This is a genomic window from Rugamonas sp. FW305-51 (genome assembly GCF_058786935.1).
The window spans coordinates 1-26,891 of the sequence record NZ_JBYSZG010000002.1 but is presented as its reverse complement, the minus strand read 5'-3'; the positions used below and the strand labels follow the sequence as shown (position 1 = coordinate 26,891).

At 67.4% G+C, this 26,891-nt stretch carries 21 protein-coding genes; 9 read left to right on the top strand and 12 right to left on the bottom strand.

The window, feature by feature from the left end:
* The first annotated feature begins 52 nt into the window (after positions 1-52).
* From AC3WOS_RS01395 to AC3WOS_RS01370, 6 genes are read left to right on the top strand one after another with little or no spacing between them, the layout of a single operon-like run.
* Positions 53-784, top strand: coding sequence for a GNAT family N-acetyltransferase (locus AC3WOS_RS01395; RefSeq protein WP_492714029.1), 732 nt, complete (start codon positions 53-55; stop codon positions 782-784).
* Complete coding sequence (locus tag AC3WOS_RS01390) at positions 763-1,005, top strand: acyl carrier protein (RefSeq protein WP_492714028.1); 243 nt, start codon at positions 763-765, stop codon at positions 1,003-1,005. The genes AC3WOS_RS01395 and AC3WOS_RS01390 overlap by 22 nt, the downstream gene beginning before the upstream one ends.
* A complete protein-coding gene (locus AC3WOS_RS01385) occupies positions 1,002-1,841 on the top strand; it encodes a hydrolase 2, exosortase A system-associated (protein ID WP_492714027.1) in 840 nt (279 codons plus the stop codon). Before AC3WOS_RS01390 ends, AC3WOS_RS01385 begins: the two co-directional genes overlap by 4 nt.
* Positions 1,838-2,677: a hydrolase 1, exosortase A system-associated gene (locus AC3WOS_RS01380; RefSeq protein WP_492714026.1), complete on the top strand. Its 840-nt coding sequence runs from the start codon at positions 1,838-1,840 to the stop codon at positions 2,675-2,677. The genes AC3WOS_RS01385 and AC3WOS_RS01380 overlap by 4 nt, the downstream gene beginning before the upstream one ends.
* On the top strand, positions 2,671-3,939 hold the full coding sequence (locus AC3WOS_RS01375) for a glycosyltransferase (RefSeq protein ID WP_492714025.1): 1,269 nt from the start codon (positions 2,671-2,673) through the stop codon (positions 3,937-3,939). Before AC3WOS_RS01380 ends, AC3WOS_RS01375 begins: the two co-directional genes overlap by 7 nt.
* Positions 3,936-4,553, top strand: coding sequence for a tetratricopeptide repeat protein (locus tag AC3WOS_RS01370; protein ID WP_492714024.1), 618 nt, complete (start codon positions 3,936-3,938; stop codon positions 4,551-4,553). Before AC3WOS_RS01375 ends, AC3WOS_RS01370 begins: the two co-directional genes overlap by 4 nt.
* A gap of 38 nt (positions 4,554-4,591) precedes the next feature.
* Here AC3WOS_RS01370 and prsR read toward each other — a convergent pair whose 3' ends face one another.
* From prsR to AC3WOS_RS01355, 3 genes are read right to left on the bottom strand one after another with little or no spacing between them, the layout of a single operon-like run.
* Positions 4,592-5,947, bottom strand: coding sequence for a PEP-CTERM-box response regulator transcription factor (gene prsR, locus AC3WOS_RS01365; RefSeq protein ID WP_492714023.1), 1,356 nt, complete (start codon positions 5,945-5,947; stop codon positions 4,592-4,594).
* A gap of 16 nt (positions 5,948-5,963) precedes the next feature.
* On the bottom strand, positions 5,964-8,024 hold the full coding sequence (gene prsK / locus AC3WOS_RS01360; protein WP_492714022.1) for an XrtA/PEP-CTERM system histidine kinase PrsK: 2,061 nt from the start codon (positions 8,022-8,024) through the stop codon (positions 5,964-5,966).
* Positions 8,024-9,400, bottom strand: coding sequence for a TIGR03013 family XrtA/PEP-CTERM system glycosyltransferase (locus tag AC3WOS_RS01355; RefSeq protein ID WP_492714021.1), 1,377 nt, complete (start codon positions 9,398-9,400; stop codon positions 8,024-8,026). Before AC3WOS_RS01355 ends, prsK begins: the two co-directional genes overlap by 1 nt.
* A 184-nt stretch (positions 9,401-9,584) precedes the next feature.
* Here AC3WOS_RS01355 and nadB point away from each other — a divergent pair, with 184 nt between their 5' ends.
* Entirely contained in the window at positions 9,585-11,201 is a 1,617-nt protein-coding gene (gene nadB / locus AC3WOS_RS01350) for an L-aspartate oxidase (RefSeq protein ID WP_492714020.1), read from the top strand.
* Positions 11,202-11,208: 7 nt separating this feature from the next.
* On the opposite strand, the gene AC3WOS_RS01345 is transcribed toward nadB, so the two are convergent.
* A complete protein-coding gene (locus AC3WOS_RS01345) occupies positions 11,209-11,940 on the bottom strand; it encodes a substrate-binding periplasmic protein (protein WP_492714019.1) in 732 nt (243 codons plus the stop codon).
* A gap of 233 nt (positions 11,941-12,173) precedes the next feature.
* Between AC3WOS_RS01345 and AC3WOS_RS01340 the strand changes: the two genes are divergently transcribed.
* Complete coding sequence (locus AC3WOS_RS01340; RefSeq protein WP_492714018.1) at positions 12,174-12,743, top strand: GNAT family N-acetyltransferase; 570 nt, start codon at positions 12,174-12,176, stop codon at positions 12,741-12,743.
* Positions 12,744-12,758: 15 nt separating this feature from the next.
* On the opposite strand, the gene AC3WOS_RS01335 is transcribed toward AC3WOS_RS01340, so the two are convergent.
* The 7 genes from AC3WOS_RS01335 to AC3WOS_RS01305 all read right to left on the bottom strand — a co-directional run bounded on the left by AC3WOS_RS01335 (position 12,759) and on the right by AC3WOS_RS01305 (position 25,026).
* Positions 12,759-15,374, bottom strand: a complete 2,616-nt coding sequence (locus tag AC3WOS_RS01335; protein ID WP_492714017.1) for an EAL domain-containing protein — start codon at positions 15,372-15,374, stop codon at positions 12,759-12,761.
* A gap of 3 nt (positions 15,375-15,377) precedes the next feature.
* Positions 15,378-18,467, bottom strand: coding sequence for a sensor histidine kinase, YfiR-like protein-associated (locus AC3WOS_RS01330; protein WP_492714016.1), 3,090 nt, complete (start codon positions 18,465-18,467; stop codon positions 15,378-15,380).
* Positions 18,467-18,973 carry a TOL_0243 family YfiR-like periplasmic protein gene (locus AC3WOS_RS01325; protein ID WP_492714015.1) on the bottom strand — a complete coding sequence of 169 codons (507 nt, stop codon included), beginning with the start codon at positions 18,971-18,973 and terminating at the stop codon, positions 18,467-18,469. Before AC3WOS_RS01325 ends, AC3WOS_RS01330 begins: the two co-directional genes overlap by 1 nt.
* A 99-nt stretch (positions 18,974-19,072) precedes the next feature.
* Complete coding sequence (locus AC3WOS_RS01320; RefSeq protein ID WP_492714014.1) at positions 19,073-21,034, bottom strand: TOL_0244 family TonB-dependent receptor; 1,962 nt, start codon at positions 21,032-21,034, stop codon at positions 19,073-19,075.
* Positions 21,035-21,337: 303 nt separating this feature from the next.
* Positions 21,338-22,204, bottom strand: coding sequence for a carboxylating nicotinate-nucleotide diphosphorylase (gene nadC, locus AC3WOS_RS01315; RefSeq protein ID WP_492714013.1), 867 nt, complete (start codon positions 22,202-22,204; stop codon positions 21,338-21,340).
* The gene (gene nadA / locus AC3WOS_RS01310) at positions 22,201-23,334 is read right to left on the bottom strand and encodes a quinolinate synthase NadA (RefSeq protein ID WP_492714012.1); all 1,134 of its coding nucleotides are present in this window, start codon (positions 23,332-23,334) and stop codon (positions 22,201-22,203) included. Before nadA ends, nadC begins: the two co-directional genes overlap by 4 nt.
* A 93-nt stretch (positions 23,335-23,427) precedes the next feature.
* On the bottom strand, positions 23,428-25,026 hold the full coding sequence (locus AC3WOS_RS01305; protein WP_492714011.1) for an ABC-F family ATPase: 1,599 nt from the start codon (positions 25,024-25,026) through the stop codon (positions 23,428-23,430).
* Positions 25,027-25,292: 266 nt separating this feature from the next.
* Between AC3WOS_RS01305 and AC3WOS_RS01300 the strand changes: the two genes are divergently transcribed.
* The gene (locus AC3WOS_RS01300) at positions 25,293-25,961 is read left to right on the top strand and encodes a hypothetical protein (protein ID WP_492714010.1); all 669 of its coding nucleotides are present in this window, start codon (positions 25,293-25,295) and stop codon (positions 25,959-25,961) included.
* Positions 25,962-25,978: 17 nt separating this feature from the next.
* Here the strand turns inward: AC3WOS_RS01300 and AC3WOS_RS01295 are convergent, their stop codons facing one another.
* Entirely contained in the window at positions 25,979-26,740 is a 762-nt protein-coding gene (locus tag AC3WOS_RS01295; protein ID WP_492714009.1) for a DeoR/GlpR family DNA-binding transcription regulator, read from the bottom strand.
* Positions 26,741-26,891 lie beyond the last annotated feature (151 nt).

The following is a 26,891-nucleotide window of genomic DNA, read 5'->3' as shown; positions in this document are numbered from 1 at the left end:
CAGTGTCTAATCGGTGCTGTACGCAAGCACCCGGCCGCCGCCCGCTCCCGCCATGACCAACCGCCTGACCCGCGCATTCGCCCAACTGGGATGGCTCAACGCCCTCCTGTACCTGTGCGACCGCGCCCTGGCGCCGTTGTCGGGGGGGCGCTGGGGCATCCACAAATACCAGTTCGTGGCCCAGCGCCTGGGCGAACAGCCGCTGTGCGCCAACCGCGGCCGCGACATCGACGTGCGCCTGCTGGCCAGCCGCGCCGCCATCCCGCCCGGCTATCCGCGTCCGGCCGACGTGCTGGACCGGCGCTACGCCCAGGGCGCCATCAGCCTGGCAGCGTTCCGCCGGCAAGACCTGGTGGGCTTCCTGTGGCTGCTGTTCGACGCCTACCAGGAAGATGAGGTGCGGGCCCGCTACCGCCTTGTATCGCCCCGCTCATGCTGGGATTTCGATGTCTATGTGCGCCCGGAAGACCGCCTGGGCTGGGCCTTCCGCCGCCTGTGGGACGAGGCGCGCTGCCTGTTGCGGGCGCGCGCCGTGCGCTGGTCCTGCAGCCGCATCTCGGCCTTCAACCCGGCCTCGCTGGCGGCCCACGCCCGCATCGGCACGGTGCCGCTGGGCAGCGCCGTCTTCCTGCGCTGCGGTAACTGGCAATGGATGGTGGCCACGCTGGCGCCCCATTTCCACTGCTCGCGCCACCCCGCTTCCTATCCCCAGCTGCTGCTCGACACCAGCCGGCTGGACCACCACGCCAACCTGGAGCCGCCATGCCGCCACTCGAGCAAGTAAGAATCATCCTGTGCGATACCCTGGGACTGGGCCAGCTGCGCCTGGCGCCCGACACACCGCTGCTTGGCAGCGTGGCCGAACTCGATTCGATGGCCGTGGCCGGCGTCATCACGGCGCTGGAACAGCATTTCGGCATCGAAGTGATGGACGACGAAATCAGCGCGCGCCACTTTGCCACCCTCGGCACGCTCAGCGACTTCGTCGACAGCAAGCTGGCATGATGCGCGACCTGGCGACGGGCGCCACGCCCTTTTTCCTCGACACCAGCCGCGGCCAGCGCTTCTGCCTGTTTCATGCGCCCGATCCCGGCCGCGCGCGCGGCGCCATCGTCTACGTGCCGCCGTTTGCCGAAGAGCTCAACAAGTGCCGCCGCATGGCCGCCCTGCAGGCCCGCCGCTTCGCGCAGGCCGGCTACGCCGTGTTGCAGATCGACTTGTACGGCTGCGGCGACAGCAGCGGCGATTTCGGCGACGCCCGCTGGGAAATCTGGCTGCAGGACCTGGTGCAAGCGTGCCGCTGGCTCAGCCAGCGCGGCTACAGGCAAGTCAGCCTGTGGGGGGTACGGCTGGGTGCCCTGCTGGCGATCGACTTCGCCTGCTCGGCCGGCGTCACGCCGCAGGCCCTGGTGCTGTGGCAGCCCGTGGTCAGCGGCCGCACCCACCTGCACCAGTTCCTGCGTGTGGGCCGGGCGGCACGGATGCTGGCGATGGAGGGCGGCCCGGAAACGCACTCTGTGGTTAGCCAGGCAGCCGCCGTCGAGACGGCACCGGTCGAAGTGGCCGGCTACACGCTGGCCCCGGCGCTGGTCGATGCCATCGGCCAGCGCGACGCGGCCTTCGTCACGCCTCCCTGCACGGTCTACTGGCTGGAAGTACCCATCGGGCCGACGGCTACGCACGACGTGGCCCCCTCGTCGGCGCGCCACATTACCCACTGGCGCGCGATGGGGGTGCCGGTGGAGGTACAGCTTGTGCCAGGTCCCGCATTCTGGGCCAGCACGGAAACGGTACTGTGTCCGGCACTGCTGGACGCCACCAGCGCGCTGGAGCTGCCGTGACGCAGCCGCAGCAAGTGTTGCGCTTCCCGTGCGACGGCGACTGGCTGATCGGCGTATTGCATCTGCCGCCCAGCCCCCTGCCGCGCGGCGTGCTGATCGTGACGGGCGGCCCGCAGTACCGGGTCGGCAGCCATCGCCAATTCGTCCTGCTGGCGCGCGCCCTGTGCGCCGGCGGCATACCGGTCATGCGCTTCGACTATCGGGGCATGGGCGACAGCGAAGGCGAAAGCCGTAATTTCGAGCAGGTGGACGACGACTTGCAGGCCGCCGTCCACCAATTCTTCCACTCCGTTCCCGCGCTGCGCGAGCTGGTGCTGTGGGGCCTGTGCGACGGCGCCACGGCCGCCGCCTTCCACGCCGCCGCCGACCCGCGCATACGTGGCCTGGTCCTGCTCAATCCCTGGGTGCGCAGCACACGCGGCGAAGCGCGCGCCACCTTGCGCTATTACTATCTGGCGCGGCTGCGGGAGCCTGAATTCTGGCGCAAGCTGGGCAACGGCACCTTCGGCCTGCTGCAGGCCTTGCGTAGCCTGGGGCAGGTACTGCGGCGCGCCCGCGGCGGCGGCGCCGGCGATAACGGCCAGGCGGACTTGCCGCAACGGCTGTACCGGGCGCTGGCGGGGTTCGATGGCCGCATCCTCGTCGTCCTGAGCGGCGCCGATCTCACCGGGCGCGAATTCGCCGGCCTGCAGGCCGACCATGCGCACTGGCGCGCACTGCTGGCGAGGCCGCGCATACGGCAGGTGACGCTGCCCCAGGCCAACCACACCTTCGCCAGCGCGGCCTGGCGCGATGAAGTGGCCACGCTGTGCGCCGATTGGATCGCATCATGGTAAAGCGCGTGCTGATGATCGCCTTCCACTATCCGCCGATGCAAGGCAGCAGCGGCATCCAGCGCGCGCTGAAATTCTCGCAATACCTGCCGCAGTCGGGCTGGCAGCCGCTGGTGCTGTCGGCCCACCCGCGCGCCTATCCCGACACCAGCGCCGACCAGGTGGCCGAAGTGCCGGCCGGACTGGCCGTGTGCCGCAGCGCGGCCTGGGATGCGGCCCGCCATTTCGCCGTGCGGGGCCGCTACCCATCCCTGCTGGCCCAGCCCGACCGCTGGATCTCGTGGTGGCTGAGCGCCGTGCCGGCCGGCCTGCGGCTGATACGCCAGCACCGGCCCGACGTCATCTGGTCCAGCTACCCCATCGCCACGGCCCACCTGGTGGCGCTGACGCTGCAGCGCCTGAGCGGGTTGCCGTGGATCGCCGACCAGCGCGATCCGCTGACCGAACCAGGGTTCCCGCTCGATGGCCGCACCCGCCGCATCCACCAGTGGCTGGAACGGCAGGCGGCCCTGCGCAGCGCCGCCATCGTCTGCACCACGGCCGGCGCCATGCGCGCCTGCCAGGGCCGGCATCCGCAGTTGACGGATGAGCGTCTGCGCCTGATCGAAAACGGCTATGACGAGGACAACTTCCGCGACGCGGCGGCCGCCACCACGCCGGGCGCGCCCAGGGGACGCGTGTTCCGACTGCTGCACAGTGGCCTGATCTATCCGTCCGAACGCGATCCGCGCTTCCTGTTCGCCGCCCTGCAGACGCTGCAGGCCGGCGGCGATATTGGCCCCGACAACTTCCGGCTGGTGCTGCGCGCGCATGGGCACGACGATTTCCTGCGTCCCCTGATAGACCGCTACGGCGTCGGCGCGCTGGTCGAACTGGCGCCGCCCCTGCCCTACCAGGCGGCGCTGGCCGAAATGCTGGCCGCGGACGGGCTGCTGCTGCTGCAGGCGGCCAATTGCAACCATCAGATTCCGGCCAAGCTGTACGAATACCTGCGCGCGCGCCGCCCCATCCTGGCCCTGACCGATCCGTCCGGCGATACCGCCGCCACCTTGCGCCGGGCCGGCATCGACACGATAGGCATGCTCGACTCGGAGCCCGACATCGTGTCGGCGCTGCTGCGCTTCCTGCGGCTGGCGCGGCAAGGGGCGGCACCGCTGGCCGGCCAGGCCGCCATCGCCCGCCACTCACGCGCGGCGCGCACGCAGGAGCTGGCGGCGCTGCTCGACGAAGTGAGCGTCAGGGCAAGAAACATGGAGAAAAGATGAAACTTCCATACGCACTGTGCACGCTGCTGCTGTCGGGCGCCGTCCACGCCGCCAACGACTGCGGACCGCTGATCCACCACGACCAGGGCGGCGACTACACCAACGCCACCGATCGCGAGGGATTGCCCGTGGTCGAACAATTCCATTTCACCCCGGAGGTCGAACACCTGATCCGAGGCAAATCCGGTGACCTGGGCAGCGACATCGATTACACGCTGGACCATTTCCCCAACCATCACCGGGCCCTGGCCGCCATGGCCCGGCTGGCCCTGCGCGGCAAGACCAACCGGCCGTCGGGGGCCAAGTACACGGTGCAATGCTATTTCGACCGGGCGCTGCGGGTCCGCGCCGACGCCCCCCAGGTCCATTCCCTGTTCGGCAGCTACCTGCTGGCGCTCGGCGACCTCGATTCGGCGCTGGAGCAGTTAAGCATGGCCGCCCGGCTGGAACCGGGCAACGCGACGGCCCAGTACAATCTGGGCCTGCTCTACGTGCGCAAGCACGACTACGCCCAGGCGCTCGTGTGCGCCCACGCCGCCTATGCGCTCGGGTTCCCCCTCGAAGGCTTGAAGAAGCAGCTGATCGCCGCCGGCCAGTGGCACGACGCGCCTTAGGCACGGGCGCTCGCGCGCCGGGGATAGCTCTTCCCCCTTCAGCCGGGGCTGCGCAGGCCGTGGTGGGCCATCAGGTCATACAGCGTGGGCCGGCTGACCCCCATCAACTCCGCGGCCTTGACGATGTTGCCGTCCACGCGCGCCAGCGCCCGCACCATGACGCGGTACTCGGCCGCGTCGCGCGCCTGCCGCAGGTTGAAGGTTTCCTCGGCCGCGCCGCCCTCCGGCAGGCCCAGGTCTGCGGCCGTGATGAGCGCACCGTCGGCCATGATGACGGCGCGCTTGATGCAGTTCTCCATCTCCCGCACGTTGCCCGGCCAGGCATAGCCCTCGATGGCGGCGAGCGCCTCGGGGCTGAAAGCCATGGCCGGCCGTCCTTCGCTGGCGCTGAACTTGTTCTTGAAGTGGTGCGCCAGCAGCGCGCAGTCGCCCACCCGCTCGCGCAGGGGCGGCAGCATCAGGACGATCTCACTGAGGCGGTAGAACAGGTCTTCACGGAAGCGGCCCGCCTCGGCCAGCGCGCGCAGGTTCTGGTGTGTGGCGCACACGATGCGCACGTCGACGCCGATCTCGGTGCGCCCGCCCACCCGCTCGATCACGCGCTCCTGCAGGAAACGCAGCAGCTTGGCCTGCAGCGCCATGGCCATGTCTCCTATCTCGTCGAGGAAGAAGGTGCCGCCGTGGGCCAGCTCGATCTTGCCCAGGGTCTGGCGCAGCGCGCCCGTGAACGCCCCCTTCTCGTAACCGAACAATTCGCTCTCCAGCAGATGCTCGGGGATGGCGGCGCAGTTGATGGCCACAAAGCGCTTGTCGTGGCGCGCGCTCAGCGCATGCAGGCCGCGCGCGATCAGCTCCTTGCCGCTGCCCGAATCGCCCAGCAACATGACGGTGGCCGACGACGGCGCCACTTTTTCCACGCTGCGGCACACCTTGAGCATGCTCGGATCGCGGCTGACGATACCGGCCAGCGGCGAATCGGCCTGGGTCTGCAGCATGCGCCGGTTCTCCTGCTGCATCTCGTGCAGATAGTAGGCGCGCCCGATCACGAGTGCCAGCAGGTCCGCGTCCAGCGGCTTCTGATGAAAATCGTAGGCGCCGGCGCTGATCGCCTTGAGCGCATTACCGCGGTCCTGGTTGCCCGACAGGATGATGACCTTGGTGTCCGGCGCCGCCGCCAGGATCAGCGGCAGCAGGGTCAGCCCCTCGCTGGCGCCATCGGGGTCGGGCGGCAGGCCCAGGTCCATCGTCACCACGGGCGGCTGGTGCCGGCGCAGCTGGGCCAGCGCCGCTTCGCGGTCGGCGGCCACCACCACTTCATAATTGTCCAGGCTCCAGCGCAGCTGCTTTTGCAGTCCGGGGTCGTCCTCGATCACCAGCAGCTTCTTCTTGCCCATGGCCTGCCTCCCTGTCCTAGGCTGCCGCCGCGGCCTGCTGATACAACGGCAGGACCACGCGGAAGGTCGAGCCCATCCCCGGCGTGCTGGCCACTTCCAGTTCGCCCCCCAGGTCGCGGACGTATTCGCGGCTCTCGAACACGCCTATCCCCATGCCGGCCGGCTTGGTCGAGTCGAAGGGCTGGAACAGGCGTTCGCGAATGAACTGCTCGCTCATGCCATGGCCGGTGTCGGCCAGTTCGACCACGGCCGCCTGGCCCACGCGCAGCAGCCGCACGGTGATGGCGCCGCCGACCGGGGTGGCATCGACGGCATTTTGCAGCAGGTGGCCCAGCACCCTTTCCAGGCGGCTGCCATCGGCCCGTACCGTGAGGCCCGGCGTGCAGCAGGCCAGCGCGGGCGGAGGCGCCCGGTCCGCATGGGCCTGCAGCGCCCGCAGCAGCAGCTGGTCCAGCGGCTGCGGGCCGTCCTGTTCCTGCCGCCCGTCGCGATGCAGCTTGTGCAGCAGCAGCTTCATCTTGTCCACGGAATGGGCCAGCGTAGCCAGCATGTCCTGCTGGAACTCGGGATTGGCCTGGTGGCGGGCCGCATTCGACAAGAGCAGCGACAGCTGCGACACCAGGTTCTTCAAGTCATGCACGATAAAGGCCGACATGCGGTTGAACGACTCGAACTGGCGCGCCACGGCCAGCGAGTCGGCCGATTCCCGGTGCGCCAGGTAGCCGGCCGCCTGGCTGCCGGCGATCTTTAACACGTCAGTCACTTCCCAGTTAAGCGCGATGCGGGTGCGCGGCTGATCCAGCGTGACGAAGCCGAACAGGCGCCCATGCAGCATCAGTGGCACCACCAGCCACACCTGCGCCATCGCCGCCAGCCAATCCGGCAGCGGCAGCTGGCCGTATGGCTGGCGCGACTGGCGCCATGCGCCCACGTCCATCACCCACTGGCGCGCTTCGAGAAACTGGCAGAAGGCGCTGCCGGCATCCTCGACCGCCGCTGGCGCGGCCTGGTTCCAGCCGGCGGCCGGCTCGAAGCGTTCCCGCTCGCGCCGTATCCACAGCGTGCCGGCCGGGCTTTCGACCAGCGCCGCCACGGCCTGGATGGCGCGTTCGGCCAGCGCGGGGCCGTCGTCGGCCAGCGCCCGGGTAAAGCGCAGCCATTCCTGGCGATAGTCGAAACTGCCCCGGTAGAAGTGCTTGTTGATCTGTACCTTGAGACTGGCGCGCATGGCGCCGGAAAACAATACCCCGGCCAGCAGCAGCGCCGCGCCGAACAGGCAGGCCAGTTGCATCAGCGGGCCCCATACGCCACCGATGTAGCGCAGATAATAGGCGCTCGATGCCATGGCCAACAGATAGGTGGCTGAACCGAGCAGCGCGGCCGAACGGAACAGGATCTGGCGCGACAGCATCAGCTCCGGCGCCCAGGCCCGGTTGCGCGCGGCGGCGATGCCGATCAGCGGCGCGCACAAGGCGGTGACGATGCCGCGCGCGGCCCAGATTTCGCTGTTGATGTGCCGAAACAGCAAGGCGTCGCTGTACAGGTAGAACTCGTAGGCGAACAGGCCGCCTATCCCCAGGCAGGCGAACTTGATGCCCCACCGGCCCACGGGCGGCGTGTTGCGGTACAGATGTTCCACCAGCAGCATGCCCAGCACGGCCAGGCTCACGTGGATGATGATGGCCAGCATGGCCCCCCGGCCGCCGCCCTCCTCCGGCGCCGCCGGCCAGAACTGGGCGCCCATGCCGGCAACGACGGCGACGGCCAGCACCACGGCCCCGGCCAGCAGGCCGGCCGGCATGCGCCGTTCCTGGTACAGCAGGCGCTGCAGGAACAGCAGCCAGGCTCCGGTGCGCAGCAACTCGAGCCACTGCAAGGCCGGCGCGGCGGGCCGGGCCGCGCCCAGGGCCGCAGCGGCAGCCCAGGCCGCCGTCAGCAGGCAGGCGCAGCCGAGCGCGGCGCCGTGCCGGCGCGATTTACTCTTTTGCAACAGGAGCAGGAACAGGATCAGAAAAGCGACGCCCGCGCTGCCGTAGCTGAAGGCGGCAACGTCGGACGGCGCCCAACGGGGCAGCATTATCGGCTGCCTTTGCCGAACAACACCACTTGCACCGTGTCGATCAGGATCAGCAAATCGAGGAACAGGCTGTTGTTCTTGACGTAATACAGGTCGTATTGCAATTTTTGCACGGCATCGTCCACCGATGCGCCGTAACGGTAGCGCACCTGGGCCAGGCCCGTGATGCCGGGCTTGATGCTGTGCCGCAGATTGTAGTACGGTACCTTTCCGCACAGCTGGTCGACGAAATAACCGCGCTCGGGCCGGGGGCCGACAAAGCTCATCTCGCCCTTGAACACGTTGAGCATCTGGGGCAGCTCGTCGATGCGCAGCTTGCGTATCCAGTGGCCCACCCGCGTCACGCGCGGATCGTCGGCGGCGGCCCAGCGCGGCTGGCCATCGCGCTCCGCGTCCATGCGCATGCTGCGGAACTTGAGCACGTTGAAGTTGCGCCCGTCCTTGCCCACCCGTTCCTGCTGGTAGAACACGGGACCGCCATCCTCGGCCACGATCAGCATGGCCGTCAGCGCCATCAGCGGCAAGGTGACCAGGCAGATGGCGCCGCTGGCCAGCAGGTCGAAGGCGCGCTTGACGGCGGCCCGCAGGAAGCTCTGGTCGAAGCCGCCACCGAAGATCAGGTAGCTCGGTTGCAGCGAATCGATGCGGATCTGGCACGCCTCGCGCTCGAAGAAGGTGGCCGCATCGGTGATACGCAGGCCGCCCAGCGCGCACTCTAGCAGCTGGCGCACGGGGAAGGCGCCGTTGCGGCGATCGCCGACGGTGACGACGATTTCGTTGACGCCATGGCGGCGGGCCAGGGCCAGCAAGGACTGGTCCACCGGCAGCAGGGCCTGGCCCGTCACGCGCGACGGCTCGCCGGCCACCGGCACGCAACCGACCACCTGGAACTGGTGCAGCCCGGCCCGGCCGGCGGCCAGGGCCAGGCATTCGCTGGCCGTGGCGCCATCGCCGACCAGGATCACCTTTTCCACCAGCATGCTGGACTGGGCCGAGGCCAGCACGGCCAGCCGGATCAGCAGCACGCCGATGGCGCCCAGCAGAAAAACAACAGCGGCCGACTGGCCGAACTGGATGGCCGGCGCCACCCCGATCAACATGCTCAGCAAGCCGAAACCGAGCGCGAACGAAGGCAGGATGCGCAGCAACGTATGTTTGATGTCTTCCCGGGAATTGTTCTGGTACATGCCCAGCGTGCTCATGCTAAATACCAGCACCAGGGCGAAGGCCAGGGCCGACAGATAGGGGTAGTCGAGGTGGCGCCGCCCCAGCCACGCCAATGATGGGGCCGCTGCGACCGTCAGCAGTATCAGCAGCTCCATCAGCAACAGCATGAAGCCCATTTTCGACACATAATGGTGGAAAATCCTGATCACGGCGACCTCCTGCCCACCCAACCGACGGGGGAGCCTCCATGATGGCGAACTGTGGCGACATGCGTGTTGAGGCGCCACAAGGCCGGGTTAGCCCGGCAGTAAATTCGCCTGTCCAGCCCGCCCGGCTGACGGCTTGCTGCCAAATGGTCTATAGTAGAGGTCTTCACCGAATACAGACTTCACCATGAAATTTGATGTTGCTATCGTCGGCAGCGGACTGGCCGGCTTGTCGGTCGCCTTGCATTTGGCCGAAACGCGCACTGTCGCGATCATTTCCAAACGTGCCCTGCAGGATGGCGCCAGTAACTGGGCCCAGGGCGGCATTGCCGCCGTGCTCGATTCAGGCGACAGCCACGGGGAGCATATCAACGACACCCTGGTGGCCGGCGGCGGCCTGTGCGACGAAGCAGCCACCCGCTTCATCGTCGAGCACGGCCGCGAAGCCATCGAATGGCTGATCGAGCAAGGCGTGCCGTTCACGCGCGACGAATCGGCCGAACTGGGCTTCCACCTGACGCGCGAAGGGGGCCACAGCCAGCGCCGCATCATCCACGCGGCCGACGCCACCGGCCACGCGGTGCAGGTCACACTGGAAGAGAAAGTGCGGGCCCACCCGAACATCACCCTGTTCGAACATCACTGCGCCATCGACCTGATCACGTCCGACAAGTTGCATCCGGCCAAGAAAGGCCACGCCCAGCCCAAGTGCCACGGCCTGTACGTGCAGGACGAGCAGAGCGGCCAGGTGCACACCTGCGCGGCCGAGCACACGGTGCTAGCCACGGGCGGCGCCGGCAAGGTCTACCTGTACACCACCAATCCGGACACGGCCAGCGGCGACGGCATTGCCATGGCCTGGCGCGCCGGCTGCCGCGTGTCGAACATGGAATTCATCCAGTTCCACCCCACCTGCCTGTACCACCCATACGCCAAGTCGTTCCTGATCACGGAAGCGATCCGCGGCGAAGGCGGCCTGCTCAAGCTGCCGCCCGAAGCGGGTGCGGCGGCCGGCAGCCGCTTCATGCTGGCCCATGACGAGCGGGCCGAACTGGCGCCGCGCGACGTGGTGGCGCGCGCCATCGACTTCGAGATCAAGAAACGGGGACTCGATTATGTGCACCTGGACATCAGCCACAAGCCGGCCGCATTCCTGATCGAGCACTTCCCCACCATCTACGCGCGCTGCCTGGAACTGGGCATCGACATCACCAAGCAGCCCATCCCCATCGTGCCGGCCGCCCACTACACCTGCGGCGGCGTGGTGACTGACCTGGCCGGGCGCACCGACCTGCCCGGCCTGTACGCCGTGGGCGAGACGGCCTGCACCGGCCTGCATGGCGCCAACCGCCTGGCCAGCAACTCGCTGCTCGAATGCCTGGTGATCGGACGCGCGTGCGCGACCGACATCGCGGCCAAGGAAAAGGACGAAGTGCCCTACCTGCCGGACTGGGACGAAAGCCGGGTGACGGACGCCGACGAGGAAGTGGTCATTTCCCACAACTGGGACGAGCTGCGCCGCTTCATGTGGAATTACGTGGGCATCGTGCGCACCACCAAGCGCCTGGAGCGGGCCCAGCACCGGATTGCCCTGCTGAAGGAAGAAATCGACGAGTACTACCGCAACTTCCGCATCACGCACGATTTGCTGGAGCTGCGCAACCTGGTCGATGTGGCCTCGCTGATCGTCAACAGCGCCCTGCAGCGGCACGAAAGCCGCGGCCTGCATTTCAGCCGCGACTATCCGGAAACGCTGCCCAAGGCGCTGCCGAGCGTGCTCACGCCGCCGCGCCGCAAGGGCTAGCAACCTGCTAGGGCACCTGCACGCCGAAACGCTGCCCGAGGCGTTTCAACTCGCCCTGCTCAACCAGCGTCTTGAAGGCCGCGTCGAAACGGGCGCGGAATGCGTCGTGCTCCGCGTCGCGGGGAAAGGCAAAATAGCCGTCCTGCTGGTCGAACGCCTGCGGCAAGGCCGTCACCACGCCGGCCAGATGGAGCCGGGCCAGCACCGGCTCCGTGTTGCGCACATTGGTCGCAAACAGATCCACGTGCTGGTGCGCCACCATCAGCAGCCCGCTTTCGACCGTGTTGGCCACGCTGGTGTGCAGGCTGCCGCTGGCCTGGGCGAAGGCGGCGCCATAAACCCAGCCGTTCAGGATCACGATACGGCGTCCGCTCAGCTTGCCGTAGTCGCCGTCCCACCCGATGCGCGCCTCCGGACGGGCGTAGAACACCATCTGGTCGCGGTAGAACGGCAATTGCGAAAACGCCATCTGCCCCAGGCGGGCCGGCGATTTGTAGGGGCCGACCAGCAGATCGACCTTCCCCTGCGCGACCAGCGCCTGCGCGCGCGGCCACGGATACAGCTCGAAGCGCACCGTATCGTTCATCGCCTGCGCCACGCGGCGCACGATGGCCGGGCCGAGACCGGCGAATTCGCCCTCGGGTGTACGCTCGTACACGCGCTCGAAGTGCGCGCCGGCCACCAGCCACTCGCGCGCGGCAACCGGCGCGGCCACGCACGGCAGCATCAACGCCAGCACCAATAGCGTCGGCAGGCCGGACCAATGGCTTCGCCGGGAATCGTGATTCGACCACGCAAACCGCATAGTTGCTCCTTGCCGTAGGCAGCCTCGTCATCACATCATACCCAATTCCCGCCCTGCCCAGCCAATTTGCTCGGCGCACGCGGCACCTGGCGCTGGACGGGGCTGGCGAACTGCGTTAACTTGACGCTACCACAACCACTTTGCAGCCCATCGCGCTTCGCCACCGAATGAACCAAGCCTCCAGCAACCCGACCACCAGCGGCCTGCAACTGCGCGCCGCCCTGCCCGCCGACATCGCCCGCATGGAGGCGCTGATCGCCCGCTCCGGCATTGAACTGAGCGCAGGTTTCTACACGGCAGAGCAGGCGCATGCCATCACGCGCCACGTGTTCGGCGTCGACACGCAGCTGGTAGCGGACCAGACTTACTTTTTGATTGAACGGGATGGGGAAATGCTGGCCTGCGGCGGCTGGAGCAAGCGCGCCACGCTGTTCGGGGCCGACCGCACCAAGCGCGGCGCCGATCCGTTGCTCGATCCGGCCACCGAACCGGCCCGCATCCGCGCCTTCTTCGTTTCGCCGGACGCGGCGCGCCAGGGGCTGGGCCGCATGCTGCTGCGGCACTGCGAACAGCAGGCCGCCGGCGCCGGCTTCGGCGCGCTGGAACTGGCCGCCACCCTGCCCGGCGTGCCGCTCTACCTGGCCTGCGGGTTCAGGAAGATGGAGCAGCTCGACCTGACGTTGCCGGGCGGCGTGCATGTGCCGCTGGCGCGCATGCGCAAGGAAATGACGCGCTGACGCACGGCCTGCCCGTCAGCCCGACTGGTGCCGCCGCAGCGCATCGACCACCGTGTGCTTGAGCAGCTGGTCGTCCCACGGCTTGGTCAGGAAGCGGTAGACCTCGCCCCGGTTGAGCGCATCGAGCGCCGCCTGCAGCTCGGCATAGCCGCTCAACACGATCCGTATCGTATCGGGATACAGCCGGGCGACGATGGAGATCAAGGGTCGCCCATCGCGCTTGTGCACCATGCGGTCGCTCAGCACCACCTGCACGGACTCGGTGGCCAGCACGGTGAGCGCTTCGCTGGCCGACCTGGCCTGCAGGATGCGGTAGCCCTCGTTGCCCAGCGCCCGCTGTACGGAATCGCGCAGTTCCGTCGCCTCGTCCACTACCAGGATGGTCGGCGCGGGACCGGCGCCGCATACGCCCAGGTCCAGGCACTGCCCGCTGGCCAGCATGGCGTGGAACGCCGGCGCCGCCACGGGACGGCTGAAATAGTAGCCCTGGATATAGTCGCAGTCGCGGGCCCGCAGGAACTGCAGCTGGGCCGCCGTTTCCACACCTTCCGCGATCACGCGCATGCGCAGGCTGTGGGCCATGGCGATGATGGCCATCGAGATGGCTGCGTCGTCGGGGTTGGTGGTGACGTCGGTGATGAAGGCGCGGTCGATCTTCACGTATTGGAACGGAAAACGCTTCAGGTAGGCCAGCGATGAGTATCCGGTGCCGAAGTCGTCGAGCGACAGCTTGAGGCCCAGGGCGCCGAAGGCCAGCATGGTCTGCTGGGCGATGGCCGGGTCCTGCATCACCACCGATTCCGTCAGCTCCAGTTCGACGCAGGCCGGATCGAGCGCATGCTCTTCGAGCACGCTGCGCAGCGTGGCCAGTACGTTGCCCTGCCGGAACTGCAGCGCCGACAGGTTCAGGGCCACAGGCACCACCGGGCCGCCAGCCCGCTGCCATGCGCTTTGCTGAGCGCACACGGCCCGTATCACCCAGTCGCCGATTGGCACGATCAAGCCCGTCTCTTCGGCCAGCGGAATGAAGCGGTCGGGCGGCACCATGCCCCGCTCGGGGTGCTGCCACCGTATCAACGCTTCCGCGCCGGCGATGGCGCCGGTGCGCAGATCGACCTTGGGCTGGTAGTACAGCACGAACTGCCCTTCCTGGATGGCGAGCTTGAGCATCTGTTCCAGTTCCAGCTTTTCCGCCATCCGTGCGTTGAGCTCCTGCGAAAAGTACAGGAAGCGGGCCAGCGCCGCCTTGCTCTGCTTCTGGGCCGCCTCGGCGTTCCTGAGCAGGGCTTCGGCGTCGTCGCCGTCGGCCGGGAATACGGCCACCCCGAGGCGGGGCGCCAGCTGTACCGCCTGTTCGCCTATCGTGATGGGCGCGCTCACCAGCTCGATCACCTGCTCGCACAGGGCGGCCAGGTCGTCGCCCGGCGCCAGTTCGCCGGCCAGCGCAAAATTGTCGGCGCCGATACGGGCCACCGTGCAAGGCCGGCACAGCTCCTGGCTCAGGCGCGAGGCGACCGTGCGCAGGGCCTGGTCGCCACCGTGCCGTCCCACCCCGTCGTTGACCTGTTTGAACCGTTCCAGGTTGAGCGCGATGACGAACGCACCGCCGGCCTCGTGGCGCGCGCCGTTGACGAGCTGCTCGAGCCGGTCCAGGAACAGCGTGGTGTTCGGCACGCCCGTCAAGGCGTCGTAATAGGACAGGAAATTGGCGCGTTTCTCGTTCTCTATCGATTCCAGCGCAAAGGCGATGTCGCCGGCCAGTTCGTCGAGCAGCTTGCGCTCCTCGTCGTCGAAGGAGCCGGCGCTGCGCGCGTACAGCAGCATCACGCCGATCACGCCGCCCGACGCGTGCAGCGGCAGGCCCAGCACGGAGTGGTAGCCGCGCGCCCGCGCGTCGGCGCAGTTGGCGCCGCAGTCGGCCGGCACTTTGCCATCGTCGCACACGGCCGCCGCGCCGTGGTGCAGCACGTGGGCCACGATGTCGCGCGCCGGGGGCGGCAGCCCGGTGGCGGCGGCGGCGCCGTCCACGCTGGCCGACAGGGTGATGGCCTGGGCGGCGTCGGCCAGGCCTATCCATGCATGGCCGAAGCCGCCGTGCGCCACGGCGATGCGGCACGCTTCCTGCAGCAGGGCCAGCGGCTGGCGGATGCGCACGATGGCGCTGTTGGTGCCGCTTAGCACGGCGTGGATACGGCTCAAGCGTGCCGTCTTGGCCTGCTCCAGCTCCAGTTCCCGCACGTAGTGTTCCAGCTTGGCGGCCCGCACCAGCGACAGCTGGTTGCGCACCCGGGCATGGACCAGGGCCGCCGACACGGGCTTGATGATGTAGTCGACGGCGCCGCAGGCAAAGCCGGCTGCCTCGTCGCCCACTTCGCTCATGGACGATACGAAGATCACCGGGGTATCCTCCGTCAGCGGGTCGCTCTTCAGGCTGCGGCACACGGCGTAGCCGTCCATGTCCGGCATCTGCACGTCGAGCAGGATCAGGATGGGCCGGTGCTTGCGCGCCGCGGCCAGGCCTTCGGCGCCGTTGCGGGCAAAGGCCAGCGTATACTGGTCGCCAAGGATCTGCTCCAGCAGCGCCAGGTTGCTCGGTTCGTCATCGACGATCAGGATGGGACCTGCTTGCATGATCTACTCCCGTGTTGCCACGTCCAGTTGTGTCATCAGTTCCCGCGCCAATGACTCGGCCGCGCGGAAGTCGAAATCGTCGATGCGGGCCCTCAGCTGGCCGGCGCTGGCGGCGCCGATGCGGGGCGCCAGCGCGTCGAGCCGGGCGCTGGCCCGGGCCCGGGCGTCGGCGTCCAGGGCGGCCAGCAGTTCGCGCAGCAGTTCGGCCGTCGCGGCGCAGTCGCCGTCCGGCTCGGGCTCCGGTTCCGATGCCGCAACGGCGGGCGGCGCCGCCTCGGCCGCGTAACCGGCGATCGATTCAAGCGCGGTGGCGATGGCCCGCTGCAGCGGCTCCATCGCCGCGTCAGGATCGGTGCCGGCCCGCTCGGCCGTCTCCAGCAACGCCGCCGCGCCGGCCACCTCCATCAAGGCCAGGCTGGCGGCGCTGCCCTTGAGCTTATGGGTCAGGGCCCGCGCGGCCACCGCGTCGCCGGCCGCATAACAGGCCGCCACCCGCGCCACGCTGTCGCCGTAGTCGGCGCTGAACTTGAGCAGGAAGCGGCGGTAGTCGCCCGCGTCCTTCCACACCGCCAGTCCCCGCTCCAGGGCGATACCGGGCCAGCGCTCGCGCGCGGTGGTTCCGGGCACTTCCACGGCATCCACCGCATCCAGTGCATTCGCCCTATTCGCCGCATTCGCCGAGTTCGCCGCCACAACGGGCGCAGCCGGCACGGACATTGTGTGGCGGGTCAGGCGCAGGATGGCGGCGATCAGTTCATCCACATTGAACGGCTTGGCGACGAAGGCATCCATGCCGGCTGCATGGGCCGCGTCCTGCTGGGCGCGGAAGGCGCCGGCCGTCAGCGCGATCACAGGAATGGCCTGGCAGGACGGAGTGGCGCGCAACTGGCGGGTTGCTTCGTAGCCGTCCATCTGCGGCATCTGCACGTCCATCAGCACGATATCGACGTCCTGCGGATGCGCGCGCAGCCACTCCAGCGCCGATACGCCGTCCTGCGCCAGCTCCACGGTGGCACCTTCGGCCATCAGGATGCGCAGCGCCACTTCGCGGTTGATCTCGCTGTCGTCCACCACCAGCACCCGCACGCCCGGCAGGCGTTGCCCGCTGTCGGCCGGCTGGATCTCCATGCTGCCCGGCGCGGCGCGCCGCCGCAAGGCGTTGGCCACGCCGTTGAACAGGGCCGAACTGGTAACGGGCTTGCTCAACACGCCATCCACGTCGCCGATGTCGGCCTGCTGATTGAGTTCGTCCTGGGAATAGGCGGTCACCATCAGCACGATGGGCGTAGTTTCCTCGTGCAGGGCGCCACGCAGGCGGTGGGCCAGTGCCAGGCCATCCATGCCCGGCATCTTCCAGTCCACCAGCAGCACGTCGTACGCGCTGTGGTGCGCATGCTTGGCCATGACTTTTTGCAGCGCCGCCTCGCCGCTGTCGACCATGGTGGCGGTCCAGCCGATCGAACGGGCCGTCAGGGTCAGGTTCTCGCGCGCGATCTCGCTGTCGTCGGCGATCAGCACGTCCAGGTGGGCCAGTTCCGGCGGCGCGTATTCGTCGCCGTTGTGCCAGTCGAGCGGCACGGTGAACCAGAATTCGCTGCCCCGCCCGGGCGCGCTGATGACGCCGATCTCGCCGCCCATCTGGCTCACCAGGTGGCGGCAGATGGTCAGCCCCAGTCCGGTGCCGCCGAAGCGGCGCGTGGTGGAGGCGTCGGCCTGGGAGAAGGCGGAAAAAATCTGCGCCTGCTGCTCGAACGGGATGCCTATGCCGGTGTCGCACACGGCAAAGCGCAGCATGACCGTATGCTCGTCCTGCGACATCAGCGTGATGCCGACCTTGACGGCGCCCCGGTCCGTGAACTTGATGGCGTTACCGGTCAGGTTGATCAGGATCTGCTCGAGCCGCAGCGCATCGCCCATCAGGTGGCCGCCGCAGGCCGGCGGCGCCGCGATCACCAGTTCGATCTCCTTGTCGCCGGCGTTGGCGGCCATGATGGCGGCCAGGTTGTCACAGACATCCTGCAGCCGGAACGGCGCATGTTCCAGTTCCAGCCGGCCCGCCTCGATCTTGGAAAAATCGAGGATATCGTTGATGATGGCCTGCAGCGAGCGGCCTGCGTTGCGTATCTTGCGCACCATCTCGGCCGCCTCGCCTTCGAGCTGGCGCCGGTCCAGCAGGTAGGCCAGGCCCAGGATGCCGTTCATGGGGGTGCGGATCTCGTGGCTCATGTTGGCCAGGAAGTCGGCCTTGGCGCGGTTGGCGCTCTCGGCCTCGGCGGTGCGGGCCGTCAGGCTGCGGTTGGCCACCTCCAGTTCGGCCGTGCGGCTGTGCACGCGCGCCTCCAGGTCCGCGTTCAGGTTGCGCACCGCCTGCTCGGCCGCGCCCCGCTCGCCGATCTCGTGCTCGAGCGCCTGCAGCATGCCGTTAAAGGCGTCGGCCAGTTCCCCCACCTCGTCCTCCGTTGTCCTCGGCGCGCGCAGGTGGAAGTCGCGCCGCAGCATGACCTGCTGCGCCACGTTGCGCACGGCCAGCAGGGGGCCGGAAATCCAGCGTTGCAGGCGCGACGAGATCAGCAGCCCGAACACGAGGCTGGCCACCATCACTGCCGCCAGGATGGCCAGGTAGTCGCTGAGCCACTGGCGCAACTCGTGCCGCTCGCGGATGAAGACGGTGCCCAGCACGTCGCCCGTGGCGTTGATGGGTCGGAACACGGTCAGTTCGCCGCCGTCGTAACGAAAGCCGGCCGGCTCCGGCGCGGCCGGCACTTCGCCCTGCCGCGACGGATCACGCGCATAACTGGCAAACAGCTTACCATGCACCGTGTAGATGGCGGCCGCCGCGATGTTGGGCGCCGAGCGCAAATGGGCCAGGTTTTCGCTGGCCACCTTGGGATCGGAAAATTCGAGCGCCGTCACGCTGCCCTGCCCGATCAGGTTGGCCAGCGCCGTCAGGTCGGCCGTCGTGCGGGCCCGCGCCTCGTTCAGGTCGTGGTACAGCAGGGCCGCCCCTGCCGCCAGCAAGGTGCACAGGTTGGCCACCAACACCAGCAACAGCAGCTTGGTGCTGACCGAGCGCAAGCGAAACGATGACTTCATCAAGGCTCCTTCCCTTCGATCTTGTAGGCCACGTCGAGCAGGCGTGCACTGACTTTCAGGCCGGCCGCGGCGGCATGGGCGAGCGACACTTCAAACCGTATCCGTTCGTCCACCGTCAACAGGTTGATGGTGCTGCCGGCGCTGAGCATCCCCTCCGCATCCGTGACCGTGAGCACCGGCTTGCCCGCCAGGCCGCTCAACATCTGGCGCGCGCGGTTGCCGGCGCGCTGGCCGATGAACACCATCTGCACCCCGCTCACCGGGGCCCCCGGCACCAATTCGCGCACCTGCACCGGGCGGTTCTTGAGCGGATAGGCCGCGCTCAGTGCCTTCAGTTCGGCCGTCACCCCTTCGGCATCGACCACGCCGATGGTGAACGGGCCGGCCGCCGCTGGCGTGTCGCCGCCCGGCCAGTCGACATAACCGGCGAACTTGTAGACATAGGTCGCCTTGATCTTGTCGGCCATGGCGGCGTTGCCGGGATCGGCGGCCGGCCCGTTCACCATTGGGGGGGTTGCGGGTAGGGGGGGCGGGCGCCGCCGACGCCGGCATCCGGAGGGCAAACAGGCAGGCCAGCAGGCAAAGGAGCAGACGGGCGGCGCGCATCAGAAGCTCGCGGTCAGGGACAGCACCAGCCGCCGCTCGACCAACACCGGATCGTCCGCAACCGGTCTGCTGGACGGGAACTCGACATGGCGCCGGTCTAACAGGTTGCGCACACCGAAGCGCAGTTCGCACGTTGGCCTGGGGTGCCAGCCGAACATCAGGTCGAGCACCGTGTAGGCCGGCACGGCGGGATGGGGCAGCGCACCCACGTGACGCAGGCGCAGGTCGACATCGATGCCGCCGCCCGGATTCCAGCTGGCGCCAAGCTGCAGCTGCTGGCGCGGATCGTCGCCGGGTGGCGACAGCGCCACCGGCCCCTGCGCACGCTGGCGCATCCACGTCCAGCCGCCGTCCAGGGTCAAAGAGCGCGTGGCCTGGTAGCTGCCCCACGCTTCCAGCCCGCTGACCTGGGCCGCGATCCGGTTGTCCAGTATGTACGCGCTGCCCTGCTGGCTCAGGCTGCGCACGCGCCGGTAGCGGCTGTGGAACAGCGTGGCCGAATAGACCAGCGCGTCGGGCAGCTGGCCGCGCGTGCCCAGTTCCAGCGTGTCGGCCAGTTCGGAGCGGAAGTCGGGGCCGCCGACCAGCTGGTACGGCGGCTTGGCCGGCGCATACAGTTCCACGTCGAGCCGCGACGGCGCCCGCACGGAACGGGCCAGCCCGGCCCAGTAGCTGTGCTGCTCGCCCTGCTTCCAGGCCAGCTTCACGCTGGGCAGCCATTCCATTCCCGTGTAGTGGTTCGACTCCAGCCGCAGCCCACCAATCAGCCGCAGCGCCGGCGTCAGCGCCCGCTCGTGCTGGACGAACAGATTGGACCAATGCAGATCGCGCCGGGCCGGCAGGAAGGCAAGGCCGGCGGAATTGCGCACCTCGTCGGCCGACAGCCGGTAGCCGCCGCCGAAGATGGTCTGCACGCCGCCGGCTTCAGGCAAGTTGTAGCGCAGGTCCAGGTCGATGGTGTCGAGCGTTTCACCGAACAGGCCGGGCACGTCGCGCCGGGTGCGGTCCAGGTAGCCCTGCACGGACAGGCTGGCGCCGTTGGACCGCTTGCCTTCCCAGCGTGCCAGCAGGTTGGCGCCGGACAGGCTGGCCGTCGGGCCCGCCACCTGCGATTCGCGGCCGTCGTAGACGTCGCCCATCACGGTGCGGCCGGCGTCTCCGTGCTGCCAGTCGGCCCGGAAGCCGGCCTGGTGCACATGCCAGCCGTCGCGCGCCGGCTTGCCGCTGCTGCGCGTCATGTCCTGCCACACGTCCGTCTTGGCATACAGGCGGTAAGCGCCGCCGCCGAACGCGCCGCCATGGCGCACGGCCGCCTCGCGCACGCCGTCGCCGCTGCCGCCCTGCACGGCGTCGCCCACGGTCTTGCCGGCCTCCCGGGTGATGATGTTGATGACGCCATTGACGGCGTTGGTGCCCCACACGGTGCCGCCGGGTCCGCTGACCACTTCGATCCGGTCGATATCCATCAGCACGGTGTTCTGCGCATCCCAGAACACGCCTGAATAGAGCGGCGTGTAGACGGTACGCCCGTCTATCATCACCAGCAGCTTGTTGGCCGTGCTCGAGTTGAAGCCGCGCGCGCTGGTGGCGTACTGGTTGGCGTTGATGCGTGCAACTTGCAGGTTGGGAGCGAGGCGCAAGGCTTCGGGCAGGCTGCGCGCGCCGGAGCGCCGTATCGCATCGTTGGTGATGACGTAGACCGAGGCGGCCGCGTCGGACAGCCTTTCCTCACGCTTCGAGACGGAGGTGATGTGCAGGTCGCCCAGTTCCTCCAGCGACAGGTTGTAGTACTCGTTCGGCTGGGCGGGGTCGCCCGCGCGGGCGGGCGCAGCCAGCAACACGCACAAGGCGGACAAGGCGGACAAGGCAGCGGCCGCCGCTGCGGGCGATGGAAGCGCCCCGCCCGGCAAGGCGCCGTTCGCCGGCGCGGCCGAGGTATCCTTGCGGGGAACGCTCTCCATCTCCACCTCCTCCGCATCGCGGGATGCAAGATAAAAGTGAGCAGTGCCGGACGGGCGCCGGCTGCAGGCAGGCGCGTGATGATTCAGCTCGGGGCGCGTGCCATCACGATAGTAATATCACTATTTTCTGCCGAAACACAGTGGAATTACTACCGTGCGCGCCCGAGTACGCACTGGCCGCAACAGCCGATGCAAATTTTTGGATTGCGACATTTGGAGAGAATGTTGGCGCGGCAATTGTAGTAGGCGCCGGAGAAGCGCGGCAGTACCGGCCTGGCCGGCACCGCCGTCGCGGCGGCTGTGTCAGCCGACGATGCGCATCGAATAATCGGTGGCGCGCACGTCCTTGGTCAGGCTGCCGATGGAGATGCGGTCCACACCCGTTTCGGCAATGGCGCGCACGGTGTCGAAGTTGATGCCGCCGGACGCTTCCAGCAACGCGCGGCCGGCGTTGGACTTGACGGCCGCCCGCATCATCTCCAGGCTGAAGTTATCGAGCAGGATGGAGGTGGCGCCGGCCACCAACGCCTCTTCCAGCTCGGCCAGGCTTTCCACTTCCACCTGGATCGAGACGCCCTTGTCGAGGCGCATGGCGGCCGCCACGGCCGCCGTGATGCCGCCCGCCGCCGCGATGTGGTTTTCCTTGATCAGGATGCCGTCATACAGCGCCAGGCGCTGGTTCTGGCCACCGCCCACGCGCACCGCGTATTTCTGCGCCAGGCGCAGGCCGGGCAAGGTCTTGCGGGTGTCGAGGATGGCGGCGCTGGTGCCCTCCACCACATCCACATAGCGGCGCGTGACGGTCGCCACGCCCGACAGCAGCTGCAGGAAATTGAGCGCGCTGCGCTCGGCCGTCAGCAAGGCGCGGGCCGGGCCCTGGATGGTGCACACCAGGCTGCCGGCCGTCATCATCTCGCCCTCGGCGTACTGCCAGTCGATTTCGATGCTGGCGTCCAGGCAGTGCATGATGCCTTCGAACCAGGGCGCGCCGCACAGCACGGCGTCCTCGCGCACGATCACGCGCGCGGTGGCGCGCCCGCCGGCCGGCACCAGCTCGCCCGTCAGGTCGCCGCTGCCGACGTCCTCCAGCAGCGCCGCCAGCAGGTTCGCTTCAAACGCGGTTTTCAGGGCCGCGTCGAACGGGGCAAAACGATTGACGAGGGTACTCATGCTGGACCGACTCCGGAAAACAGTGCAGCTTCCTGCGCCAGGTCAGCGCCCGGCTGGACCTTGGCTTTTTTCGCCGCGGCGAAATCGAGCATGCGGTTGATCGACTTGACGGCGGCCTGCCCCACGGCCGGGTCCACATGGATTTCGTTGCCCATGTTTTCCAGCACGTCGGCCAGGTTCTGCAGGCCGTTCATGGCCATCCACGGGCAGTGGGCGCAGCTCTTGCAGGTGGCGCTGTTGCCGGCGGTGGGCGCTTCGATGAAGGTCTTGCCCGGCGCGGCGGCGCGCATCTTGTGCAGGATGCCGTTGTCGGTGGCGACGATAAAGGTGTCGGCGTCCGATTCGACGGCGGCGTTGATCATCTGCGAGGTGGAGCCAACCACGTCGGCCAGCGCCACCACGTTGGCGGGCGACTCGGGGTGCACCAGCACCTTGGCGTTCGGGTACTGGGCCTTGAGCAGGTCCAGTTCGATGCCCTTGAATTCGTCGTGCACCAGGCAGGAGCCCTGCCACAGCAGCATGTCGGCGCCGGTCTGCTTCTGGATGTAGGAACCGAGGTGCTTGTCCGGCGCCCACAGGATCTTCTTGCCCTGCGCGTGCAGGTGGGCCACGATGTCGAGGCCGATGGAGGACGTCACCATCCAGTCGGCGCGCGCCTTCACGGCCGCGCTGGTGTTGGCGTACACCACCACGGTGCGGTCGGGATGGGCGTCGCAGAAAGCGGTGAATTCGTCCACCGGGCAGCCCAGGTCGAGCGAGCAGGTGGCGTCCAGGTCCGGCATCAGGATGCGTTTTTCCGGGCTCAGGATCTTGGCCGTCTCGCCCATGAAGCGTACGCCGGCCACCACCAGCGTCTTGGCCGGATGGTCGCGGCCGAAGCGGGCCATTTCCAGCGAATCGGAGACGCAGCCGCCCGTTTCCTCGGCCAGGTCCTGCAGGTCGGCGTCCACGTAGTAGTGGGCCACCAGCACCGCTTCGCGCTCCTTGAGCAGGCGCTTGATGCGCTCGCGCAGTTCGGTGCGCTCGGCCTGTGTCGGCGTGGCCGGGGTGCGGGCCCAGGCGCGCGCGGTGCAGCTGGCGCCGTCCTGGGGATGTTCATACTCGACGGACTTGATCGGTAAAGTTTGCATGGTGTTCGGTGACGTAAAACGTGAAGCGACACTATCGCACATTGCGGCGCTTCGTGCCGGGCGCCATCCCGCCGGGGGACGGCGCCCCCGGTATTAATCGATGCCCTGGCTGGTCAGGTAGTCTTCGTAGTTGCCGTGGAAATCGACCACTTCGTTTTCCTTGATCTCGATGATGCGGTTGGCCAGCGACGACACGAATTCGCGGTCGTGCGACACGAAGATCAGGGTGCCGGCGTACTTTTCAAGCGCCACGTTGAGCGACTCGATCGATTCCATGTCCATGTGGTTGGTCGGCTCGTCCAGCAGCAGCACGTTGTGACGGCCCAGCATCAGCTTACCGTACATCATGCGGCCCTTCTCGCCGCCCGACAGCACCTTGACGGACTTCTTCACCTCGTCGCCGCCGAACAGCAGACGGCCCAGGATGGAACGCACGGCCTGGTCGTCGTCGCCTTCCTTGGTCCACTGGCCCATCCAGTCGGTCAGCACGGTGTCGGTGGCGAATTCCTCGGTCGGGTCCTGCGGCATGTAGCCCACGTTGGCGTTCTCGGCCCACTTGACGCGGCCCGTGTCCGGCGCCAGGTGGGCGATTTCGCCGGCGATGCAGCGCAGCATGGTGGTCTTGCCGGCGCCGTTGGCGCCGATGATGGCGATGCGTTCGCCCGCTTCGACCATGATGCTGAAGTTCTTGAACAGCTGGCGGTCGTATTTCTTGGAGATGCCTTCCACTTCCACGGCCAGGCGGTGCAGCTTCTTCTCGCCCTCGAAACGCACGAAGGGGTAGGCGCGCGACGATGGCTTGATGTCGTCGACCTTGATCTTCTCGATCTGCTTGGCGCGCGAGGTGGCCTGGCGGGCCTTGGACTTGTTGGCGGCGAAGCGGCGCACGAAGTCCTGCAGCTCGGCCACTTTTTCCTTGGCCTTGGCGTTGTTGGCCAGCTGCTGGTTACGGGCCTGGGTCGAGGCGAACATGTAGTCGTCGTAGTTGCCAGGGTAGATCTTGAGCGTGCCGTAGTCCATGTCGGCCACGTGGGTGCAGACCTGGTTCAGGAAGTGGCGATCGTGGGAAATGATGATCATGGTGGAGTTGCGCTCGTTGAGCACATCTTCCAGCCAGCGGATGGTGTTGATGTCCAGGTTGTTGGTCGGTTCGTCCAGCAGCAGGATGTCCGGGTTCGAGAACAGGGCCTGGGCCAGCAGCACGCGCAGCTTCCAGCCGGGCGAGACGTTGCTCATCGGGCCCTGGTGCAGGTCGATGGCCACGCCGGCGCCCAGCAGCAGTTCGCCGGCGCGCGATTCGGCCGTGTAGCCATCGTACTCGGCCACTTTGCCTTCCAGTTCGGCCGCGTGCATGTAATCGTCGTCGGTCGCTTCCGGATTGGCGTAGATGGCGTCGCGCGCCTGCATGGCGGCCCACATTTCCGTGTGGCCCATCATGACCACGTCCAGCACGCGCATCTCTTCGTAGGCGAACTGATCCTGGCGCAGCTTACCGAGGCGCTCGTTCACATCCAGCATCACGTTGCCGGCCGACGGCTCCAGGTCGCCGCCCAGGATCTTCATGAACGTGGACTTGCCGCAACCGTTGGCGCCGATCAGGCCGTAGCGGTTGCCATCGCCGAACTTGACGGAGATGTTTTCAAACAACGGCTTGGCGCCGAACTGCATGGTGATGTTTGCTGTGCTTAGCATCTTGGATTTCTACTCTGCTCTAAAGATCGTGCCGTGAGGCGGAAAGGCGACATTATACAACACCGCCCTCCTGCCTAGCCATTAGGCAAGTAAAACAAAGACTTACGCCAGCCTGGTGAGATGGGCTGGCGCCCCCCCCCCGGCCGAAACTTCTGCTGCCATACGTGCAATTTGCTCATTAACACACCAGTTATACATTCAAACAATGTTACGCTAATGGAAATTGTTGTTAAAATTGCCGCACTATTGTCCGCACAGGAAAGCCCATGCACGTCGAAGTCCCGAAATCGAAATTTTCTTCCTTTAAAGAATTTGCCGGCGAATACGCCATGATCGTGGTCAGCATCGGCACCGCGCTGGCGCTCGAGCATGGGGTGCAGTCCTGGCACCACAAGCATGAGGCGGAACTGGCGACCGGGCGTATGGAAAGTGAACTCCGCGCCAATCTGGCGGAAATAGAACAGGTGGACAAGCATAATGCAGAGCAAGGAAAACGGCTGAATATGCTGTCCGAGGCCCTGCTGAAAGATCTGCAGGCCAAGGTGCCCGATCAGGTGGCCGTACAGCATTTCAACGCACAGAGCAAGGACGACTTCGGCATCAACCTGCGCACGGCCACACTTAGCCGCGACGCCTGGGACGTGGCCGTGGCCAACCAGTCGGCCAGCTGGCTCGACGCCGCCACCTTGCAGCGCTACTCCAGCGCCTACGCCGCCATACGGGACGCCCAGACTTCCTATGCCGCCGGCTTCATCTTCATGAACGGTCCCGATATGATGCGCACCATGAGCGATATGCAGATGGGCACCATCACCGCCCGGAACCTGTATTACTCGGTGCGCCAGATGCTCGCCAGCTATGCGATCACGAACCAGAATCTGCGCAGTTTGAAGACCGAACTCAACAAGGCGCTCGACGCCAAAGCGGCGAGCTGAGCGCGCCGGCGCCCCGCTCAGCCCGCTCCGGCCACCAGCACTTCCACGCCGGCCCGCTCGAACGCCTCGGCCGCCTCGGGCGGCACCGGCAAATCGGTGAACAATTTGTCGACTTGCGAGATATTGCCCAGCCGCACCAGCGCGTGACGGCCGAATTTGGTGTGGTCGGCCACCAGCCACACTTCGCGCGACTGTTCGATGATCGCTTGTGTCACGCGCACCTCGCGGTAGTCGTAGTCGAGCAAGGTGCCGTCGTTCTCGATGCCGGACACGCCGATGATGCCGATGTCGACCTTGAACTGGCGCATGAAGTCGATGGTGGCTTCGCCCACGATGCCGCGGTCGCGCTTGCGCACCAGGCCGCCGGCCACGATCACCTCCACCTCCGGGCAACCGGACAAGGTGAACGCCACGTTCAGATTGTTCGTCACCACCCGTATGGCCTTGTGGTGCTGCAGGGCCTTGGCCACCTCCTCGGTGGTGGTGCCGATGTTGAGGATCAGCGAGCGGCCGTGCTCGACCCGGGTCGCGGCCAGCCGGCCGATGCGGCGCTTGGCGTCGCTGTCCATCACGCGGCGCCGGTCGTAATCGATATTTTCCACCGTGGACGGAATGCCGACCCCGCCGTGGTAGCGCGCCAGCACGCGCGCATCCTCCAGTTCGCGGATGTCGCGCCGGATGGTCTGCGTGGTCACCCCGAGAACCCGGGCGAGCTCCTCGACCGAGGTGTCGCCGTGCTGGCGGATATGGTCGAGCAAACGGCGGTGGCGTGGCGTCATGGCGTCTCGTTTAATGGACAACATCGTGGAAACCGGAGAAATCCTGTTGCTATTGGTGCAAATTTCCTTACAATAAACAACGAACCGGAGCACTTTCGTTTTTGCTCATTATAGTTCATCTGTTTGTGCCGTACCAGCGGACCGTAGCCCG

Bases quoted from the DNA above. Each gene is read 5' to 3' on its own strand.
- prsK (WP_492714022.1), bottom strand. From the start codon at position 8,024: ATGCTGCCCCGTTGGGCGCCGTCCGACGTTGCCGCCTTCAGCTACGGC.
- AC3WOS_RS01340 (WP_492714018.1), top strand. From the start codon at position 12,174: ATGAACCAAGCCTCCAGCAACCCGACCACCAGCGGCCTGCAACTGCGC.
- nadB (WP_492714020.1), top strand. From the start codon at position 9,585: ATGAAATTTGATGTTGCTATCGTCGGCAGCGGACTGGCCGGCTTGTCG.
- AC3WOS_RS01305 (WP_492714011.1), bottom strand. From the start codon at position 25,026: ATGCTAAGCACAGCAAACATCACCATGCAGTTCGGCGCCAAGCCGTTG.
- nadA (WP_492714012.1), bottom strand. From the start codon at position 23,334: ATGCAAACTTTACCGATCAAGTCCGTCGAGTATGAACATCCCCAGGAC.
- AC3WOS_RS01395 (WP_492714029.1), top strand. From the start codon at position 53: ATGACCAACCGCCTGACCCGCGCATTCGCCCAACTGGGATGGCTCAAC.
- nadC (WP_492714013.1), bottom strand. From the start codon at position 22,204: ATGAGTACCCTCGTCAATCGTTTTGCCCCGTTCGACGCGGCCCTGAAA.
- AC3WOS_RS01375 (WP_492714025.1), top strand. From the start codon at position 2,671: ATGGTAAAGCGCGTGCTGATGATCGCCTTCCACTATCCGCCGATGCAA.
- AC3WOS_RS01295 (WP_492714009.1), bottom strand. From the start codon at position 26,740: ATGACGCCACGCCACCGCCGTTTGCTCGACCATATCCGCCAGCACGGC.
- AC3WOS_RS01325 (WP_492714015.1), bottom strand. From the start codon at position 18,973: ATGGTGAACGGGCCGGCCGCCGATCCCGGCAACGCCGCCATGGCCGAC.
- AC3WOS_RS01300 (WP_492714010.1), top strand. From the start codon at position 25,293: ATGCACGTCGAAGTCCCGAAATCGAAATTTTCTTCCTTTAAAGAATTT.
- AC3WOS_RS01385 (WP_492714027.1), top strand. From the start codon at position 1,002: ATGATGCGCGACCTGGCGACGGGCGCCACGCCCTTTTTCCTCGACACC.
- AC3WOS_RS01370 (WP_492714024.1), top strand. From the start codon at position 3,936: ATGAAACTTCCATACGCACTGTGCACGCTGCTGCTGTCGGGCGCCGTC.
- AC3WOS_RS01320 (WP_492714014.1), bottom strand. From the start codon at position 21,034: ATGGAGAGCGTTCCCCGCAAGGATACCTCGGCCGCGCCGGCGAACGGC.
- AC3WOS_RS01330 (WP_492714016.1), bottom strand. From the start codon at position 18,467: ATGAAGTCATCGTTTCGCTTGCGCTCGGTCAGCACCAAGCTGCTGTTG.
- AC3WOS_RS01390 (WP_492714028.1), top strand. From the start codon at position 763: ATGCCGCCACTCGAGCAAGTAAGAATCATCCTGTGCGATACCCTGGGA.
- AC3WOS_RS01335 (WP_492714017.1), bottom strand. From the start codon at position 15,374: ATGCAAGCAGGTCCCATCCTGATCGTCGATGACGAACCGAGCAACCTG.
- prsR (WP_492714023.1), bottom strand. From the start codon at position 5,947: ATGGGCAAGAAGAAGCTGCTGGTGATCGAGGACGACCCCGGACTGCAA.